The 18,329-nt window shown below is 38.3% G+C and carries 18 protein-coding genes; 6 read left to right on the top strand and 12 right to left on the bottom strand.

Annotated features, from left to right (window positions below; genetic code table 11):
• Positions 1-25: 25 nt before the first annotated feature.
• Genes Q4597_RS06395 through Q4597_RS06380 form a run of 4 tightly spaced genes read left to right on the top strand, consistent with a single transcriptional unit; the run spans position 26 to position 2,824 of the window.
• Positions 26-796: a YHYH protein gene (locus Q4597_RS06395; RefSeq protein WP_303405287.1), complete on the top strand. Its 771-nt coding sequence runs from the start codon at positions 26-28 to the stop codon at positions 794-796.
• A 5-nt stretch (positions 797-801) separates the two neighbouring features.
• Positions 802-1,407 carry a toxin-antitoxin system YwqK family antitoxin gene (locus Q4597_RS06390; RefSeq protein ID WP_303405285.1) on the top strand — a complete coding sequence of 202 codons (606 nt, stop codon included), beginning with the start codon at positions 802-804 and terminating at the stop codon, positions 1,405-1,407.
• Positions 1,385-2,062: an SCO family protein gene (locus tag Q4597_RS06385; RefSeq protein ID WP_303405283.1), complete on the top strand. Its 678-nt coding sequence runs from the start codon at positions 1,385-1,387 to the stop codon at positions 2,060-2,062. The genes Q4597_RS06390 and Q4597_RS06385 overlap by 23 nt, the downstream gene beginning before the upstream one ends.
• A 6-nt stretch (positions 2,063-2,068) precedes the next feature.
• Positions 2,069-2,824, top strand: coding sequence for a hypothetical protein (locus Q4597_RS06380; RefSeq protein ID WP_303405281.1), 756 nt, complete (start codon positions 2,069-2,071; stop codon positions 2,822-2,824).
• Between the two features lie 84 nt (positions 2,825-2,908).
• Here the strand turns inward: Q4597_RS06380 and Q4597_RS06375 are convergent, their stop codons facing one another.
• The 4 genes from Q4597_RS06375 to Q4597_RS06360 form a co-directional block, all read right to left on the bottom strand.
• Entirely contained in the window at positions 2,909-3,643 is a 735-nt protein-coding gene (locus Q4597_RS06375) for a LytTR family DNA-binding domain-containing protein (protein WP_215438382.1), read from the bottom strand.
• Between the two features lie 3 nt (positions 3,644-3,646).
• The gene (locus Q4597_RS06370; protein WP_303405278.1) at positions 3,647-4,684 is read right to left on the bottom strand and encodes a sensor histidine kinase; all 1,038 of its coding nucleotides are present in this window, start codon (positions 4,682-4,684) and stop codon (positions 3,647-3,649) included.
• 4 nt (positions 4,685-4,688) lie between these two features.
• Positions 4,689-5,021, bottom strand: a complete 333-nt coding sequence (locus Q4597_RS06365; protein WP_289039010.1) for a DUF4907 domain-containing protein — start codon at positions 5,019-5,021, stop codon at positions 4,689-4,691.
• A 70-nt stretch (positions 5,022-5,091) separates the two neighbouring features.
• Complete coding sequence (locus Q4597_RS06360; RefSeq protein WP_303405277.1) at positions 5,092-6,087, bottom strand: kelch repeat-containing protein; 996 nt, start codon at positions 6,085-6,087, stop codon at positions 5,092-5,094.
• Between the two features lie 238 nt (positions 6,088-6,325).
• On the opposite strand from Q4597_RS06360, the gene Q4597_RS06355 reads away from it, so the two are divergent.
• Together Q4597_RS06355 and Q4597_RS06350 are read left to right on the top strand one after the other, a co-directional pair.
• Entirely contained in the window at positions 6,326-7,639 is a 1,314-nt protein-coding gene (locus Q4597_RS06355) for a DUF4270 family protein (RefSeq protein WP_303405275.1), read from the top strand.
• Entirely contained in the window at positions 7,623-8,879 is a 1,257-nt protein-coding gene (locus tag Q4597_RS06350) for an OmpP1/FadL family transporter (RefSeq protein ID WP_303405274.1), read from the top strand. Before Q4597_RS06355 ends, Q4597_RS06350 begins: the two co-directional genes overlap by 17 nt.
• 8 nt (positions 8,880-8,887) lie before the next feature.
• On the opposite strand, the gene ctlX is transcribed toward Q4597_RS06350, so the two are convergent.
• From ctlX to Q4597_RS06310, 8 genes are all read right to left on the bottom strand, one after another.
• Positions 8,888-9,820: a citrulline utilization hydrolase CtlX gene (gene ctlX, locus Q4597_RS06345; protein WP_303405273.1), complete on the bottom strand. Its 933-nt coding sequence runs from the start codon at positions 9,818-9,820 to the stop codon at positions 8,888-8,890.
• 134 nt (positions 9,821-9,954) lie between these two features.
• Positions 9,955-10,869 carry a dimethylarginine dimethylaminohydrolase family protein gene (locus Q4597_RS06340; RefSeq protein WP_303405272.1) on the bottom strand — a complete coding sequence of 305 codons (915 nt, stop codon included), beginning with the start codon at positions 10,867-10,869 and terminating at the stop codon, positions 9,955-9,957.
• Positions 10,870-10,992: 123 nt separating this feature from the next.
• Positions 10,993-12,279: a citrate synthase gene (locus Q4597_RS06335; RefSeq protein ID WP_215912884.1), complete on the bottom strand. Its 1,287-nt coding sequence runs from the start codon at positions 12,277-12,279 to the stop codon at positions 10,993-10,995.
• A 130-nt stretch (positions 12,280-12,409) separates the two neighbouring features.
• Positions 12,410-13,945: a glycogen synthase gene (locus Q4597_RS06330; protein WP_303405271.1), complete on the bottom strand. Its 1,536-nt coding sequence runs from the start codon at positions 13,943-13,945 to the stop codon at positions 12,410-12,412.
• A 132-nt stretch (positions 13,946-14,077) separates the two neighbouring features.
• The gene (eno, locus tag Q4597_RS06325) at positions 14,078-15,370 is read right to left on the bottom strand and encodes a phosphopyruvate hydratase (protein ID WP_215912886.1); all 1,293 of its coding nucleotides are present in this window, start codon (positions 15,368-15,370) and stop codon (positions 14,078-14,080) included.
• 119 nt (positions 15,371-15,489) lie between these two features.
• On the bottom strand, positions 15,490-16,611 hold the full coding sequence (gene carA, locus Q4597_RS06320; RefSeq protein WP_303405270.1) for a glutamine-hydrolyzing carbamoyl-phosphate synthase small subunit: 1,122 nt from the start codon (positions 16,609-16,611) through the stop codon (positions 15,490-15,492).
• A 93-nt stretch (positions 16,612-16,704) separates the two neighbouring features.
• The gene (gene rplQ, locus Q4597_RS06315; protein WP_215912888.1) at positions 16,705-17,271 is read right to left on the bottom strand and encodes a 50S ribosomal protein L17; all 567 of its coding nucleotides are present in this window, start codon (positions 17,269-17,271) and stop codon (positions 16,705-16,707) included.
• A 61-nt stretch (positions 17,272-17,332) separates the two neighbouring features.
• Positions 17,333-18,325 (bottom strand): DNA-directed RNA polymerase subunit alpha, encoded by a 993-nt coding sequence (locus Q4597_RS06310; protein ID WP_215438394.1) that lies wholly within the window; start codon positions 18,323-18,325, stop codon positions 17,333-17,335.
• Positions 18,326-18,329: the final 4 nt, after the last annotated feature.

The following is an 18,329-nucleotide window of genomic DNA, read 5'->3' as shown; positions in this document are numbered from 1 at the left end:
AAATCAATTTAATTAAACAAATATTATGAAAAAAAAAGCCCTAAAAAAAATCATCCCATTTGGTTTTGCCGCTGTATTAATATCTATTGGATTTATTGCCTGTAGCTCCGATAGCGTAACGGATTCTGACCTAAACGAAGATTCCGAAGAAGAAATCGTAACAGAACTGCATGCTGCCTTTGCTGCTTTCAATCCCGATGCTACCACTATCTATTTAGATGGTTCCCAAGTGGTTATTGAAACTACCGGCCTACCTAATCACGAAACCGTATACTGGGGCGAAGGTAGCACCCTCTACAAAGAAGAACCGGATGTGGCATTGACGCCCAGCATCATGTCAAGCAACAACAATGCAACCACTATACGCGTAGAGGCTACGCCAAACCTGACCGGTAATACCGTAGAGACTGATTTTAACACCATTGGCATTGCCGTGAGCGGCTCCTCTATATTTAATGATCAAGAAGGTGGCGGACCATTGGACCAAGCTGCCGCCAGTTTGGATTGGACCGGCGCTCACATCGGGCCGGGAGTGTACCACTATCACCTAGAGCCTAAAGCATTTTCAGATGATGATGATAAGTTAGTGGGCATACTTTTAGACGGTGTCTTTCTATACGGAAGAAAGTGTAATGCCACGGGGACATACCCTACAGACCTTGACGCTTCGGGAGGGCATGTGTCAACTACGCAGTATACCGATGGTGAAGAAGAGTACCACTACCATATTATTAATGAGGTATATTCTACAACAGGTTCTTATTTAGCCTTTGCAGGACCTTACCAAGGATACTAGACATTATGGCGAAATCACTTTTTTGTTGTATGCTATTGTCAATGCTCTTTATTTCTAGTTGTAAGGAGGTCTCGGCAGTAGAACCCGTTGCCGAAAAAACCATTGTCATCAATAATTTTGAACTACAAAAAAAGCATTTAACGCTCAACCCAAATGAAGGCAAGTGGTACTATAAAGACAAACCCTTTAATGGGTATTCCATAGCATATCACCCAAATGGTAACCTAAGTGAGAAACTGGGGTATCTAAATGGCAAAAGAGAAGGCATTGCTAAAAGATGGGAAGCCAATGGTACGTTGCGCATACAATCTTACTATAAACAGAACCGTCTTGTAGGTAATTATAAAGTTTGGTGGCCAAATGGCAAACTGGCCGAAGAATCTACCTATGTAGACGGAGCATTGGAAGGAACCCAAAAAATGTGGTACGCCAATGGCGTTCTCGCCAAAGAAAGAAAACTCTCAAATGGCAAGGAAAAAGGGGTACAAAAAGCTTGGCTGCAAAATGGAAAGCTATACGTTAATTATGAAGCTAAAAATGGACGGATTTTTGGCATGCGAAGAGCTAACTCTTGTTATCAATTAGAAGATGAAGTTGTTGTTAGAAACTAAAAATATCACCCTTACACTCCTTTTGGCTCTTACACTTTTTACAGGTTGCAAAGAGGAAAAGAACCAAGCGGGAACCAGTAGAGTAGAATATCTTCCCTACTATGAAGACAAATCGTTTACGCCCCATTGGCTAGAACCTGGCTCACCAGAAGAAAAGGCATTTCACAAAATTGGCAGCTACGCCCTTGTGGACCAAATGGGGGACACCATTACCCCTCGCACATTTGAAGATAAAATTTATGTAACGGACTTTTTCTTTACGACCTGCCCTGGTATTTGTTTAAAAATGACAGGAAATATGCAAAAAGTACAGGCTGCTTTTAAAAATGACCCAGAGGTACTATTGTTATCACATTCGGTGACCCCCACAATAGATTCTATTCCTCAACTTAAATCATATGCGCAAAAAAATGGCATCCTTAACAACAAGTGGCATTTGGTTACCGGTGATAAAATGGAAATATATGATTTGGGAAGAAATCAATATTTTGTTGAAAACGACTTAGGTATTCCTAAAGACATAAATGACTTTTTACACACAGAGAACTTCTTGCTCATTGATAAAAACAAACACATTAGAGGCATTTATAATGGGTTGAACCGAGCCTCAATCGCACAATTGATTACAGATATCAAAGCCTTAAAAAAAGAATAGTCACCTATGACAGTCTTTAGAAAAATACGAAAAAAGCTCTTGGGTTCGGGCAAACTCAAAAGCTATTTGGTCTATGCCTTTGGGGAAATTTTTCTTATTGTCATAGGTATTTTAATTGCTTGGAAAATTAACGATCTAAATGAGATCCGAAAAAACAGAATTGTAGAGCTCAAAATCTACGAAAGCCTGTACGACGAGCTAAACACCAACCTAAAAAACCTGAACAGTTCTATTGACCGCTATTCCAACACCACAAAAACACTGGAAGACACAATGAACTATATAGGTCTTTCTTCCGATGAAATTAGCCAGGGCGCAAAGGACACCATTGTGCATATAAACTACTCGCAGATAAACCTACTGGACGGTGCCGTAAACTCGGTTATAAGCACTACTAAATTTGAGTTTATTGAAAGTGATTCCTTAAAGAGTTTGATTACCAATTATCCCGGTGAAATCCAGAAATTAAAATCGATAGATTTAAAAATTAGGGACATTATTTTGGGCAGGTTACAACCTACCCTTGAGAAACACTTGGCCCTAAAGGATATGCTTTCTAAGGACAACCCAAAATACACACGTATAAAATCTTTTGGCGAGACTTCTGATTACCAGACATTGTTACGTAGTAAAGAATACCAAAATAGTTTAGTAGACCGCCTTTTACAAACCCAGAACTTACTTACCAGTGCCAAAAAACTTAGGAACAGAACCCAGGTAATGTCCATTAAATTAAAAGAAGAATTGGGGTATACCCTCTAGGTTACATGGCTTCCGTCCCGAAAAGAATTTTCATAGACCCAAAGAGCCCAAAAACCCCATTTTGCCCGAAACTCGTCGTATTTATTACAATCCCAACATTGAGAAAAACTGGGATTTATGGCTCTCCCCTATAGGTATACGAATATCGTCAATAACAATTCTATTGCGTTGTATGGTCTTGATAAAGTTTACATTTACCACAAAGGATTTATGTACTCTTATAAACTGGTTTTGAGGTAATTTCTCTAAAATATCCTTAAAACTGAGCAAGGTTAAAATAGCTCTATTACTTCCTACTACATGAATCTTCAGATAATCTTTTAGGCCTTGCACGTACTGTATATCATCTAAATTAATCTTGACACTTTCATGTTCAGATTTTACAAAAATGAACTTTTGACTTTCATTTCCATCTCCATTGGACGGGAACACATTGGCAGAGACTAAAGCAGCAGGTGCTTCTTTTCTTGACAACAGCTCTTTAGCCCTTAAAACCGCTTTAATAAACCTTTGATACGGAATGGGTTTTACCAGATAATCTACCGCATTAAGCTCAAAACCTTCTACTGCGTACTGAGAATATGCAGTGGTAAATATAAAAAGTGGACGATTTTCCAGTGCACTAATAAAATCAAGACCGTTTATCTGTGGCATTTCAATATCACAGAAAATAACATCTACTTTCTTTTCATTTATGGCGGGAATAGCTTCAAGTGGATTCGTGAATGTACCCACTACCTCAACAAAACCTACTTTCATACAATAGTCTACCAATATCTCTATGGCCAACGGTTCATCGTCAATTAATATACAGTTCATAATCTATAGGTTTAAAATTAAATTAACTTCATAATTAACACCGTCATCTTCTATTTCCAGGAAATGGGAATTTGGATATAGAAAATTCAACCTGTTTTTAACGTTTTGCAGGCCAACTCCACTGTTTTCAGTTTTTACCCTATGCTTGCCAATTTTGTTCAGCACGTACAACTGTATAGACCTCTCTTTTATCAAAAGGTTTATTTTAACCATGGTTTTACCTTGGTAATCGGTGCCGTATTTAAAGGCATTTTCAATAAAGGAGATGAACAATAAAGACGGTATTATCTTTCCTGAATCGTCACCCGAAATTTTTAAGAATACATTTTCGCTATTGGCCAATCTTAACCTTTGTAATGCCACATAACTCTTAATGTATTCAATCTCCTTGTTTAAAGGCACAAGATCTTTATCCGCTTCATATATCATGTAGCGCATTAATTCCGATAAGTTTATAATAGCTTCAGAGGTGTCGGGTGATTTTTTAACCGACAGTGAATAGATGGTATTGAGCGAGTTAAATAGAAAATGCGGATTTAATTGTGTCTTTAAAAATTGAAGTTCAGATTGAACCTTTTCTTTTTCTACCGTTTTACGAAGGTTCTCGTTTTTTTGCAACTCATTATAAACCCTAAGCATTATAGCAAAACAATACGGCACCGCAAACGTAACCAAGGGCATAAAGGATCCCCGAAACGGGATTCTATTCCCTCTGTTTTCTTTCATATATTCCGCTAAGGGGCCAAAATTCTTTGGTATTTCAGGCGGAAACAATAGATGAACCCCGTAAGCGATTACCAACAATAACAGGATGGAAATAATTATATATGCCTTCTTCTGATTCTTTAAAAGAAACCTAGGAACCAAATAATAATAGTTGAAGTAAAACAAGGCTGCGGCCATTACCAATTTTATTAGGATATGGGGTGGCACGGACCTTGTTTCCAATAAAAAAGGATAGACTATTAACCCATAAAGGGCACACCATAAGAAGACATGCACCAACCATTGTGGGAAGTATTTTCTTTTAGTTGCCTTCATTTGGTCAATCTATATTGGATATGTTCAAATCTCTGAGCTGGGAAATAGTTACGAACGGAGCTTCCCCTTTTATGATTCTCCTTAAAACCTCATCTCCTACCCTTTTAGCTTCTTTTTTTGAAACAAAGATCCTATCTCCTTGAACGGCGGGAATAAATTCTTGTTTGACCAAAACTTTCTCTTTGTATAAGATTTGATAGCCATAACCTTTACCAACCGCTATTGTTTCTAAGCGTGGCCCCGCTCCCTTTGTTTCTACTGTTCTATAATTGAGCGTAATATACACAACGACAACAGTCAAGATTGCCAATAAAAAGTGAATTTTTGTTATTTTCATAGGTAGGTAATTAGAAAAAAGGGACAGCGCCAAAAGTGGTACTGCCCCATAGCTCACTCAAATAATTCTACTAATCTTCCTCTTCATACTCATCAAAAGGAAAAAACTCATACAAATCGTCTAGATAAAGGCTTCCCGTCCTACCCAGCCCTACGACCGCTTTGGTTCCGTTGGAGAAAACAACGCCATCTTGCCTAGTGGTTCCTTCAAAACTGGTTTTTACTTCCCAGTCATCCGTACTTGGATCATATTCCCAAACGGAACCTAAAGTGCCGCTAGATAGACCACATGCAATATATCCATATCCATTAAGGGTAAAGCCTACGGCATTGCTTCTTGTAATGGCATAGTCATCTTCTTCATCCAAATCCAGTTTTTTGTCCCAAGTTTCCGTAGTGGCATCAAATACCCAAAAATCATCAAGATAAATACCATTGGAAACCCCAGTACCCAAGTATACTTTATCGCCAATAGTAAAAGTGGTAGCCGCTCTTCTTTTATCGCCTCCAAACCCAACTAATTCGGACCATGAATCTGTACTAGGGTCGTATTTCCAAAAATCCTTACGATCGTTTTCTCCGTCATAGCCCGTTCCGAAATAACCAAACCCGTTCACACCAAAAGCAACGGCACTACGCCTTCCTGATGTAGGCAAAGTTGCAATAGCCTGCCATGAGTTAGAATTTGGATCGTACGCATAAAAGTCAGCCAATTCATCTAGACCGTCATACCCAGAGCCTATGTATCCCGTTCCGTTAACTTCAAAGCCTACGGCGGCATTTCTTGCCGTACCAATAAAATCCGCTTTTTGAGACCAAAAATCTCCCTCCATATCATATGACCAGAAAGAAGTTAGGTAATCATCGCCATCATATCCTACTCCCGTATACCCTATATTACCTATGGTAAAACTAGCAGTTCCACTACGTGGGCTTCCATCAAAAACCGACCTATCTACCCAATTCCCCAGATATTCATCATCGTCATCATTAGAACAACTCGCCAGTGTACAGGTTATGATGCTAAAAATTGTTACGGTACCTATATAGTGCTTGAATCCTTTCATTTGCTTTCTGTTTTGTTAGCCAGTTAATTTTCGTCAAAACTAGAGCACGGTCCCCATCCATGAAACCCAAATAGATGAAGCCCTTTATTTAACACATGAACAGGTGATTTTAATCTACCAAATCGATTTTCTTTTTAATAGTAGAAATACAGGCATTGGTCTTATAACTATTGGGGTTGGTCTATTGCTGTTTTTAAGCGCTAAAGGGCACGATACATTTACCCTAAAATAGATGTGTATGAAAAATGCCTTGGTCGTTTTTGTTTTCCTTATCCTTTTAACCTCCTGTAGTTCGGACACCCTTAACGGTTCCGATTTTGAGGCGGGAGACACTTTTACCGATAGCGATATACGGGTGATTCAACTAGACACCATGACGGTAGACTTTTCAACCATGAAATTTGATAGTATAGATACGTCACAATCAGCACGCATGCTAGTCGGGAAATATAACGACCCTGTTTTTGGAACTGTCAAAACGGCCAGCTTTATGGAATTAGTTCCTAGCAGTTATTCTATTGATACCGATGCGGAATATGACAGTATTACGTTTTTACTAAGACCAGATGGTTATTTCTATAATGACACGCTACAAACTAGCACCCTTCTTATAAAACAAGTAAACGAAAGTCTTGAACCAGCAGACGGTATCAATTTTTACAATACGAGTGTCATAAACTATGACCAAGAAAACTTGGGCAGCCTAACTTATACCCCCAGACCCTTATCTACCGATTCTCTGGAAATAAAAATCAATAACACTTTTGGCCAAGCACTTTTTGACAATCTACAGCAACAAAACATTAGTACTTATGATGAATTTAAAAATTACTTTCATGGTATTACCGTTCAACCGGATGAGAACAACAATGCTTCCATCCAAGGTTTTTCATTGGCCTCTAACATGCGGCTTTACTATAGTATAGCTGGAGAAAATGAACGTATCCAATATTACACTGACTTTAGCCTTAACATCGCCAGCTCTCCTATTCCATTTTTTAACCAAATTTGCGCTGAAGATCCCAACTCATATCTAACCGCACTAACGGATCAAGAAACCAACCTGTACAGTTCTGAAACTGAATACCAAAGTTTTATACAATCTGGTATAGGCATAGCTACCCGTATAGAATTTCCACATATAAAATCAGTTTTTAATATACAAGGGCAGGGTACACTGCTGGATGCTTCCCTTAAAATTGCTCCAATAATTGGTTCCTATAATGACTTATTGATGCTGAGAGATACCCTATCCGTATTTATCGTAGATCAAAACAATGAACTCTCCGGCCAATTATACGCTACGGATGGTTCGGCCGCACTAGCCATTTTAAACCGAAATGATCAAGAGTTTAATGATATCTATTATGAATTGCCCTTAAGTGGATATTTGGAAGGTTTACTCTCTGTAGACCTAGAATCATCGGACGCCCTTATTCTACTCCCCAGCAACTACAATTCTACAGTAGACCGATTTGTACTCAACACAGATATAAACACCACAGGTACCACACTTGAACTTACTTATGCGATTTATGATGAAGATGAATAAACATTCTCACTTTTTTACCACCCTATTTTTGTTCGCCCTTTATGCGGCACAGGCACAATCCGAAGGTTTAACCAGTTCCCCCTACTCCCTATACGGTTTGGGCGCAATAAACCAGAGCAGTATTGGACGAACCAACGGCATGGGATATACTGGAATAGGCCTTAAGACCTCCAATCAAATAAACAACCTGAACCCAGCAAATTTTGCTTTAATTCCCCAAGGCTCATTTTTTTATGATATAGGAATAAAAGGTGAATATAACCAGTACAGTAATAAAGCGGATAGTGAAACAAAGACTACTATTAACTTTTCTAACCTTGCACTTGCCTTTAGAATAGCAGAGGGACTAGGCGCAGGAATTTCTCTTGTACCATATAGCGAAATGGGATATTCATTGATAGGTATAAATACCAATATTGAAGGAACCGATGAAACTTTTATCAGTAATGTAAACGGAATTGGAGGCTTAAGTGAACTTAAATTTAATTTAGGATATACTGTTCTGCCCAATCTTAGGTTTGGAGCCAATGCATCCGTTCTCTTTGGAAACATAGAGGAGAATGAAAGTTTCATCATCAACCAAAGTACATTTAGCGCTACGGAAACCACCAACTATTCCGGTATTCAGTTTGGTTTAGGAATGCAGTTTGACGTTACCGAGAATTTCACATTGGGTAGTACGATACAATTTCCCACCAGCCTAAAAGGCGCTATTAAACGCTCCGTAACCAAGAGTCTGGATGGCACGGAAATTACCGTTGAAGATGGAGAAAGTGATTCTTCTTCTGATTTTAATATGCCTTTAGAACTCGGCATAGGGTTAAGCACAAACATCATGGATTCCTTTACCCTAAGTGCCGACTACAAGAAAAATTACTGGAATGCCACAGGACAGACAGAAAGCTTGGGCAGCTATTCCGATCAGGACATTTACGGCATTGGCCTTGAGTATGTAAAAAACCCCACAGGTTACAAATACACAGACCGTATTCGTTACCGGACCGGATTTAACTATGACAACGGGTACCTTTCCATTAATGGTAAAAAGGTAGAGGGCTATAACATAACTGCCGGAATAGGGATACCAATTGGCCAAGGACAAAGATCTATGATGAATCTTTCTTATAGCTATGGTTCTAAAGGTCAGATCCAGAACATCCTAATAAAAGAAAACTTTCATCTACTTACCTTAAACTTAAGTTTAGAAGACCTCTGGTTCCAAAAACGAAAAATCAACTAAAAAAATCCTTATTTCGAACGGGGCAGAAAAACTTCGGCCATCATACAGCGTGCACTCCCTCCACCACAGGTCTCTATGGTTTCCAAAGAACTATGGATAATCTCGCAATGCTTTTCAATAGCTTCAACTTGTGCTGGAGTTAAACTATGGTATGCCGAGGAACTCATTACCAAATATCTCTTGTCATCACTACCTGAAACTTGAAGCATATTTCCTGCAAAATGGTGCATTTGCTGCTCCGTAATGGCAATAACTTCCTTTCCATCTTCTTTTAGATGACCAATAACATTTTTACGTTCCTTCTTATCATCTATAGTATCCAAACAGATAACCGAAAAATCTTCGGCCAAACACATCATTACATTGGTATGATATATAGGCATTCTCTTACCGTCTACAGATTGGTTTGCTGTAAAGATGACCGGTGAATATTCAAAATCTTCACAGAACTCGATAAACAAATCCTCATCCGCCCTACTGGATAGAGCGCAGTACGCCTTTTTATTTACACGGTCCAAAGCCATACTTCCTGTGGCCTCAAGAAAAACACCTTCGGCTTCAGCAGATGTATAATCTACAATATTTTCTATCTGAAACCCGTTTTCCTCAAGAGTTTCCAGAATATCCTCTCGTCTTTCATTACGTCTATTTTCCGCAAACATAGGGTACAGACCTACGGTACCATTCGCATGAAAGGATATCCAATTATTTGGGAAAATAGAATCCGGAGTATCGGGTTCTTTCGTGTCCTCAACTACAACTACCTTTACACCCTTACTTCGTAAAACAGTTACAAAAGCATCAAATTCCTGTTGGGCTTTTTCGTTAATAGTAGTATTTTGAATATCAATATCTTCTTGAAAGTAATTGTTGACCGCAGTCTGCTCGTTCATCCTAAAATTAACCGGACGAATCATGAGTATAGTGTTCGTAATCTGCATAATAAATTCAATTAAGTTGAAGCAAAATTAGTGCTTTTAAATCTGTGTAGCCTAGTGTAGAATAGAAAAATAAGAGGACAATATTGTTAAAACAAAACACCTAACAATGCCCCTAAAATATCCTGAAAGTGGCATTAGTCCCTAATTAACGGTAGGGTACTGCAACGTAAAAGGCCTTCCTGTTTTGCAATTTGGGCATACGGGATTTCCTCCACCGTAAAACCTTGCTCGCGCAACCAAGTGTTGAGTCGCGTAAAATTCTTTTCCGAAACTATTACTTCCGGTGAAATAGAGAATACGTTGCTAAACATTTGGTACATTTCATCTGCCGAAATTTCAAATATGTTTTCTTTTCCAAAGAAGTCTACCAACCATTGGTACTCCTCTTCTATCAAAAATCCATTTTTATGCAAAATTGCCTTTCCATTTCCCAAGGGCTGAAAACAGCAATCTAAATGAAGTGCATTCTGCTTTGCATCAGTATTGGACTTACGCAACTGAAACGATTTTACCTTTTTATTCGGAAATTGTTCCGTAATATAATCTACGGCCGCTTGATTTGTTCTGGCCGTAATATAACTGGGATAATCATCTGCGGTATAAGTGCCAATAAAAATATAATCTTGCCAAGGCATGACATCACCACCTTCTACATGGACTTCAACAGGTGGATGTAAAATATTCTGGTCTTCAATTTTATCCAAAACGTGAAGAATGGCTTCTACCTCTTTTTCCCTATCCGGCAAAATATTGGCTATGATAAGTTTATCCTCTATAACAAATGCTATATCCCTAGAAAAAATCTGATTACAGTCCTGTAGGACCTCAGGTCTAAAAACCCGTACATCATATTTTTGGAATACCTTGACAAAGGCTTCCATCTCCAAAACCATATCCTCTTCCTTTGGATAGGTTCCCGCCAAAATATGTTCCAATGATTTAGGGTCATACGCCTCTTCTGGCTTTGGAACGGGACCATTACTCTTGGCAGTACCCAAAACTACGGCCCTTAACCTAGAAATCTCGTCGTTAACATGAAGCTTTAGCATATACTATTTTTTTTGCCAAAGATAAGAGAACGAAATGACGGGCAATACACATTCCCGAAATAAAAAAAGTGTCCACTCTTGAGATTCTCAAAAATGGACACTTCCATAAATAGTTATTATAATCTATCTTAAATCTACATCTACAAAAGGACGTAAAGTAGCCCCAATATAAACTTGTCTTGGTCTTCCTATCGGCTCTCCTCTTAAACGCATTTCTCTCCATTGAGCAATCCACCCCGGCAAACGGCCTAAAGCGAACATAACCGTAAACATTTCAGTAGGTATGCCTAAAGCACGATAGATTATACCTGAATAAAAATCTACGTTAGGATATAATTTTCTATCTACGAAATACTGGTCCTCCAAAGCTTCTTTTTCAAGACCTTTGGCGATTTCTAAAATAGGATCTTCAATACCTAAATTACTTAACACATCATCCGCTGCTTTTTTAATAATTTTTGCGCGTGGATCAAAGTTTTTATAAACCCTATGTCCAAAGCCCATTAATCTAAACGGATCTGACTTATCCTTGGCCTTCGCCATATATTTCTTTGTATCTCCCCCATCTTTCTCAATGGCCTCAAGCATTTCTAAAACCGCTTGATTGGCACCACCGTGCAACGGTCCCCAAAGAGCAGAGATTCCTGCCGAAAGCGAAGCGAACAAACCTGCATGCGAAGAACCTACTATTCTCACGGTTGATGTAGAACAGTTCTGCTCATGATCTGCGTGTAAAATCAATAATTTATCCAAAGCATCTATAACCAAATCGTTCTTTTGGTACACTTGATTTGGTTTTTTGAACATCATTTTATGAATGTTCTCCACGTAACCTAAAGTATCATCGCCATAATCCAAAGGCAAACCTTTTTTCTTTCTAAGTGTCCAAGCCACAAGAACCGGGAACTTAGCTAAAATACGTACAATGGCATGGTACATGTCCTTATCAGAAGAAACATCTACGGTAGATGGATTAAATGCTATAAGCGCACTGGTCAAAGACGATAATACGCCCATGGGATGTGCAGATTTTGGAAATCCATCCAAAATCTTTTTCATTTCTTCATCTACATGAGATTCATCTCTTATATCTGCATGAAATTTTTCTAATTCTACTTTATTCGGTAATTCTCCAAAAATCAAAAGGTAGGCAACCTCTAAAAAATCCGCTTTTTCGGCAAGCTCTTCTATAGAATACCCTCTGTATCTTAAAATTCCCTTCTCACCATCTAAGAAAGTTATGGCACTTTCACAAGAACCTGTGTTCTTATAGCCTGGATCTATAGTTATTATACCGTTTGTGGACGCTCGTAAACTCTTGATATCTATGGCGAGCTCATCTTCGGTGCCCTTTATTACTGGAAAATCGTATTTCTTACCGTTATACTCTAAAGTAGCTTTATCTGACATTTTTGAATTTTACTTAAAATTGAAGTGGATGTAAATTTACGGAAAATGTAACATCTTAACAATGATGTTTTTTTCTTTAGTTAATAATTAACAATGATTTAATTGGTTGTTGTAGAATAATAGATTTTTACTAGAGAACATACAGTTTATCATAGTATTCATCCAAAGATTTTTCCCAGGTAAAACGAACCTTTTCTGCATTACCCTTAATTTTTTTCCACTTGGCCTTATCGTTCTCCCAGACATCTATGGCCTCGCTAAAGTTCTTGACCATATTTTTTATTTTTTCATCATAGGTCTTTCCGTCAAAGGCAAAACCCGTAACATGATGTTCAACCGTATCTTTTAACCCTCCTGTATGATGAACAAAACAAGGGTTACCATTACGCATAGCCAACATTTGGCTAATACCACAAGGTTCAAAGAGACTAGGCATACAATACAAATCCGATTCCAAGTAGATGGAATCTATTAAATCTTCTGATTGACCATTGGTAAAAACAAAGTTATGGTGTTTGTAACTCATGCTACGGAAAAACTCCTCGTAATCCGGATCTCCAGTCCCTAAAAGCATAAAGATTCCGTCTACTTTTTGTAGTCTTTCCAGCATTTGCTCAAAGGCTTCCGGCGATCGTTTAAAAAAATAAAACTTTTGCTCCGTTAGCCTAGCTACACTAGAGACAATGAACTTAGGCTTTTCATCTACATGTTGCATGATTTTTTCGCCGGTATGGGCCAAGAAATCCGCTTTGTATTTTTTTGATTCATCCTGTAACCACCCAAAAAGTGCTTTAATCGTATTGCGGTATAGCAACCCTTTCTCGGCCTTTCTAATGTTATTATAGTTTGAAGCGTTTAGAATTCCTATCAAACGCCCTTCATTATTTGCTTGCTGCAAATCTTTCTCCAAACTCTCCCCACCTACAAATTCGGGCCTAGCACTAGGCAACATTACATCTTCCTTATACGATGGCGATACGGTATGCACAGAATCCGCAAGGCGAATACCCACCGCCATAAGGTTAATACAATCTTCATATCTTGGATCCTTTAGGGCCTCATGATCTAACTGCAGTTCCGGAAACCAGTTATGTACAGATGCATAATTATCATAAAATGGTCGTATACCCTGTATAGCCAAGTTGTGAATGCTGTAGACATATCTCATTTTCTTCAACTCCTTATACCTAGGGTGATAAGTTTTTAGAAATAACAATGCGCTTGCATGCCAATCATGCATATGAACAACATCTAGCTCTCCAAAAGCTCCCATTTTTATTGCTTCCGCGACGGCGGTGCAGAAAATAATGTATTTTATAAAGTCAGTAAAGAAAGGTTCTGTGGGATCATCGTGGTAAATATGGGCTATACCACCTTCTTGAATCTCCGGGTGGTGAATGACATAATGAACTATATTGGGGCATTCTTTTTTCCCAACTACCTCATAGAGCTCGGCACTGTATGTAGTTCCCCTTAACTGAAAATTAAGGTTTGTTCTAAATGTTCCGTTTAGGTGAAGCCTGGAGTACGATGGTACAACAACCTGTACCTTATCTCCACGTTTGGAAATGTGCCTTGGTACATCTCGCACAACATCGCCCATGCCCCCTGCTTTACAATTAGGTATAGCATCGTTTTCAGCAGCAACAAAGAGAAAGTTATTCATGCGAAGTTCTGGTTAGAAGTTTGTTAAAAAGGTAGGCAAACTTTGTCATTAGTCCAAAAAAAAAGCCTTTCTAGTTCGAAATATATCGAAAAGAAAGGCTTTTTTTAAATTACATTTAGCTGTCTTAAATCACTACTTAATCTTAAACGCTTTATCCTGAGGATAATAGGCCGTATCTCCTAATTCTTCCTCAATACGAAGCAATTGGTTATACTTGGCCATACGATCCGACCTAGAAGCTGAACCAGTTTTAATCTGACCCGTATTTAACGCTACAGCCAAATCTGCTATGGTATTATCCTCTGTTTCACCAGATCTGTGGCTCATAACAGAAGTATATCCAGCATTTTTAGCCATATTAACCGCTGCAATAGTTTCAGTTAATGTACCTATCTGGTTTACTTTAATCAAAATTGAGTTAGCAATGCCATTTTCGATACCTTTAGATAAACGCTCAACATTGGTTACGAAAAGGTCATCTCCTACCAACTGTACTTTATCACCTATTTTTTCGGTCAAAGATTTCCAACCGTCCCAATCATTTTCATCCATACCATCTTCAATTGAAATGATAGGATATTTAGCACTTAAATCTGCCAAGTACTGAGCTTGCTCTTCAGAAGTTCTTACCACTCCTTTATCGCCCTCAAATTTAGTGTAGTCATATTTACCGTCTACATAGAATTCAGCAGAAGCACAATCCAAAGCGATCATGATTTCATCACCTAATTTATAACCTGCATTCTCAACCGCTTTTGCAATGGTATCCAATGCATCTTCAGTACCTCCCGCCAAGTTAGGAGCAAAACCACCTTCATCACCTACAGCCGTACTTAGACCTCTATCATGAAGTACTTTTTTAAGATTGTGGAAGATTTCAGTACCCATTTGCATGGCATGAGAAAAGCTCTTTGCCTTTACCGGCATAACCATAAATTCCTGAAAAGCGATAGGTGCATCTGAATGCGAACCGCCATTGATGATATTCATCATTGGCACTGGTAATGTGTTTGCACTTACACCACCCACATAACGGAACAAAGACATACCCAACTCATTGGCCGCTGCCTTAGCTGCCGCTAAAGAAACACCTAAAATAGCGTTGGCCCCTAATTTTGATTTATTTGGAGTACCATCTAAGTCGATCATTACTTGATCAAGAAGATTTTGCTCAAAAACGGACATTCCCAAAATTTCTTCGGCAATAACTGTATTTACATTCTCTACCGCTTTAAGAACACCTTTACCCATAAAGGTTTTTCCTCCATCACGAAGCTCTACAGCCTCATGTTCTCCTGTTGATGCTCCAGATGGTACTGCAGCCCTACCCATTACACCGTTCTCGGTAATTACATCTACCTCTACGGTCGGGTTTCCTCTTGAATCTAAAATCTGACGTGCATGTACACTTAATATGATACTCATAAATATAATTTTATGTTTCGAATTCTATTAAATTTAGCTAGCTGCAAATATACAAAACCGCGTAAGTAATGTATTGTACGGCGCAACTATATTACCGATATTATAACAATTACTTAACCTTATGCCAGGGCTACTGAATTTTTCTCGATCATTTCAAAGAATTGATCAAATAAATATTCTGCATCATGTGGACCAGCACTAGCTTCCGGGTGATATTGCACCGAAAACACGTCTTTGTCCTTCATACGAATACCGGCAACAGTTTGGTCATTTAGATGTACATGTGTAATCTCTAAATTGGTATTAGCCTCGGTTTCTTCTCTATTCACGGCAAAACCATGGTTCTGCGAGGTAATTTCCCCTTTTCCACTGAGCAGGTTCAAGATAGGATGATTAATTCCCCTGTGGCCATTATGCATCTTATAAGTAGAAACCCCGTTTGCCAAAGCAATAACTTGGTGTCCTAGACATATTCCAAAAACGGGTTTACCGCTAGAAATCATACCTTTTGCTGTCTCTATAGCATCAGACAAAGGTTCCGGATCGCCAGGACCGTTTGAAATAAAATATCCATCCGCTCCCCATGCTTCCATTTCCTTAAAAGAAGTGTTGTAAGGGAAAACCTTTATGTAACCTCCTCTTTTGGCTAGGTTTCTTAGAATATTCTTTTTAATTCCTATATCCAATGCCGCAATTTTAAGAGGTACATTGTCATCTCCATAAAAATAAGGCTCAGAGATTGACACACTAGATGCTAGTTCCAGCCCTTCCATACTTGGCACTTTGGCCAATTTCTCCTTTAATTCTTCAATATTATCTACATCTGTAGATATTACGGCGTTCATAGCTCCATTATCTCTAATATAGCTCACCAATGCACGGGTGTCTACATCTGATATAGCAAAAAGTTCATTTTCATCTAAGAAACTCTCTAAACTCTTGTCCGCTCTTGGTCTTGAATAGTTGTAACTGAAATTTCTACAAACCAAACCAGATATCTTAACTGAATCTGACTCTACTTCTTCGGCAACGGTACCATAATTACCAATGTGGGCATTCGTGGTTACCATTATTTGACCGAAATATGATGGATCGGTAAATATCTCTTGATACCCCGTCATTCCAGTATTAAAACAAACCTCTCCAAATGCAGTCCCCTCTTTATCGCCTACTGATTTTCCATAAAAAATGGTTCCATCGGCCAACAATAACAATGCTTTCTTTCGGGATTGATACTTCATACGTCTGTATTTTTTTTAATTTCACAAATAAACATAAAAAAAGGATAAACTATTAAGTTTATCCTTTTCCAAATATTATTAAATATCAACATCTTATTCTTCTGAATCGTCTGCTTTAGCTTCAATATCTTTCTGAGACCCCTTTTCAGAATCTTCAGCAACTACTGGTGGAGTTTTAGTTTCCTTAGCCTCTACCTTAGCAGCTTCTTCTTCGCCTTTACCACCACTTCTTCTACTTCTTCTAGTAGTTTTCTTCTTGGCTTTACCAGCATTGTAAAGTTCGTTAAAATCAACCAACTCTATCATAGCCATATCAGCGTTATCTCCTAAACGATTACCAAGTTTAATAATTCTTGTGTAACCACCTGGTCTATCAGCAACCTTCTCTGCAACAGTACTGAACAATTCTGTAACTGCATACTTATCTCTAAGGTTTTTGAAAACGATACGTCTGTTATGAGTTCCCTTTTCTGCAGTTAGATTGTTTTCTGCTTTTGATTTTGTAATCAAAGGCTCAACAAATTGCTTTAACGCCTTAGCCTTAGCTACGGTTGTATTAATTCTTTTGTGCTCGATCAAGGAACATGCCATGTTGGCCAACATCGCTTTTCTGTGCGCTGTCTTACGTCCTAAATGATTGACTTTTTTACCGTGTCTCATTCTTTTGTTCTAATGTATTTCTCCAACCCCAGGGAATTTCCCTTCGTGTAAGAAATATCGATTAATCTTTATCTAATTTATATTTTGAAAGGTCCATCCCGAAGCTAAGCCCCTTATTGATAACCAATTCTTCTAACTCTGTTAATGACTTCTTACCGAAATTTCTAAATTTCATCAAGTCATTTTTATTGAAAGAAACTAAATCTCCTAAAGTATCTACTTCAGCAGCCTTTAAACAATTTAAGGCACGAACGGAAAGATCCATATCTACCAATTTAGTTTTCAACAACTGACGCATGTGAAGTGATTCCTCATCATAAGTCTCTGTTTGGGCAATCTCATCTGCTTCCAAAGTGATACGCTCATCAGAAAACAACATAAAGTGATGAATCAAAACCTTAGCTCCTTCTGTTAAAGCATCTTTAGGATGAATAGAACCATCTGTAACAATTTCGAAAACCAATTTTTCGTAATCTGTCTTTTGCTCTACACGAAAATTCTCAATACTATATTTTACATTTTTTATAGGAGTAAATATAGAGTCAATAGCAATCGTACCTAAAGCAGCATTTGATTTTTTGTTCTCATCTGCAGGAACATAGCCACGACCTTTGTCTATAACTATTTCCATGTTGATGTTCACTTTAGAATCCATATTACAGATAACCAAATCCGGATTCAACACTTGGTAACCCGAAATAAATTTCTGGAAATCACCAGCAGTCAATTGCTCTTTTCCACTTACGGAAATTGAAACTACTTCTGCTTCAGAATCTTCTATCTGCTTCTTAAAACGAACTTGTTTAAGATTCAATATTATTTCCGTAACATCTTCTACTATGCCAGAAACAACCGAAAATTCATGTTCCACACCATCCATTCTCACAGAGGTAATCGCATGGCCTTCTAATGATGAAAGCAACACTCTTCTTAGTGCGTTCCCTACAGTTAACCCATAACCGGGCTCCAAAGGACGAAATTCGAACTTCCCTTCGAAATCCGAAGAATCGATCATTATTACTTTATCGGGTTTCTGAAAATTAAATAATGCCATATGA

Origin of the sequence: Zobellia sp. 1_MG-2023 (genome assembly GCF_030549125.1) — a bacterium.
In the GTDB taxonomy this organism is placed as follows: domain Bacteria; phylum Bacteroidota; class Bacteroidia; order Flavobacteriales; family Flavobacteriaceae; genus Zobellia; species Zobellia russellii.
Note: the sequence above shows the minus strand (reverse complement) of the source record. Positions and strands in the feature narration are given on the sequence as shown.

Coding starts and splice junctions, on each gene's coding strand:
- Q4597_RS06395 (WP_303405287.1), top strand. CDS start 26: ATGAAAAAAAAAGCCCTAAAAAAAATCATCCCATTTGGTTTTGCCGCT.
- Q4597_RS06390 (WP_303405285.1), top strand. CDS start 802: ATGGCGAAATCACTTTTTTGTTGTATGCTATTGTCAATGCTCTTTATT.
- Q4597_RS06385 (WP_303405283.1), top strand. CDS start 1,385: ATGAAGTTGTTGTTAGAAACTAAAAATATCACCCTTACACTCCTTTTG.
- Q4597_RS06380 (WP_303405281.1), top strand. CDS start 2,069: ATGACAGTCTTTAGAAAAATACGAAAAAAGCTCTTGGGTTCGGGCAAA.
- Q4597_RS06375 (WP_215438382.1), bottom strand. CDS start 3,643: ATGAACTGTATATTAATTGACGATGAACCGTTGGCCATAGAGATATTG.
- Q4597_RS06370 (WP_303405278.1), bottom strand. CDS start 4,684: ATGAAGGCAACTAAAAGAAAATACTTCCCACAATGGTTGGTGCATGTC.
- Q4597_RS06365 (WP_289039010.1), bottom strand. CDS start 5,021: ATGAAAATAACAAAAATTCACTTTTTATTGGCAATCTTGACTGTTGTC.
- Q4597_RS06360 (WP_303405277.1), bottom strand. CDS start 6,087: ATGAAAGGATTCAAGCACTATATAGGTACCGTAACAATTTTTAGCATC.
- Q4597_RS06355 (WP_303405275.1), top strand. CDS start 6,326: ATGAAAAATGCCTTGGTCGTTTTTGTTTTCCTTATCCTTTTAACCTCC.
- Q4597_RS06350 (WP_303405274.1), top strand. CDS start 7,623: ATGATGAAGATGAATAAACATTCTCACTTTTTTACCACCCTATTTTTG.
- ctlX (WP_303405273.1), bottom strand. CDS start 9,820: ATGCAGATTACGAACACTATACTCATGATTCGTCCGGTTAATTTTAGG.
- Q4597_RS06340 (WP_303405272.1), bottom strand. CDS start 10,869: ATGCTAAAGCTTCATGTTAACGACGAGATTTCTAGGTTAAGGGCCGTA.
- Q4597_RS06335 (WP_215912884.1), bottom strand. CDS start 12,279: ATGTCAGATAAAGCTACTTTAGAGTATAACGGTAAGAAATACGATTTT.
- Q4597_RS06330 (WP_303405271.1), bottom strand. CDS start 13,945: ATGAATAACTTTCTCTTTGTTGCTGCTGAAAACGATGCTATACCTAAT.
- eno (WP_215912886.1), bottom strand. CDS start 15,370: ATGAGTATCATATTAAGTGTACATGCACGTCAGATTTTAGATTCAAGA.
- carA (WP_303405270.1), bottom strand. CDS start 16,611: ATGAAGTATCAATCCCGAAAGAAAGCATTGTTATTGTTGGCCGATGGA.
- rplQ (WP_215912888.1), bottom strand. CDS start 17,271: ATGAGACACGGTAAAAAAGTCAATCATTTAGGACGTAAGACAGCGCAC.
- Q4597_RS06310 (WP_215438394.1), bottom strand. CDS start 18,325: ATGGCATTATTTAATTTTCAGAAACCCGATAAAGTAATAATGATCGAT.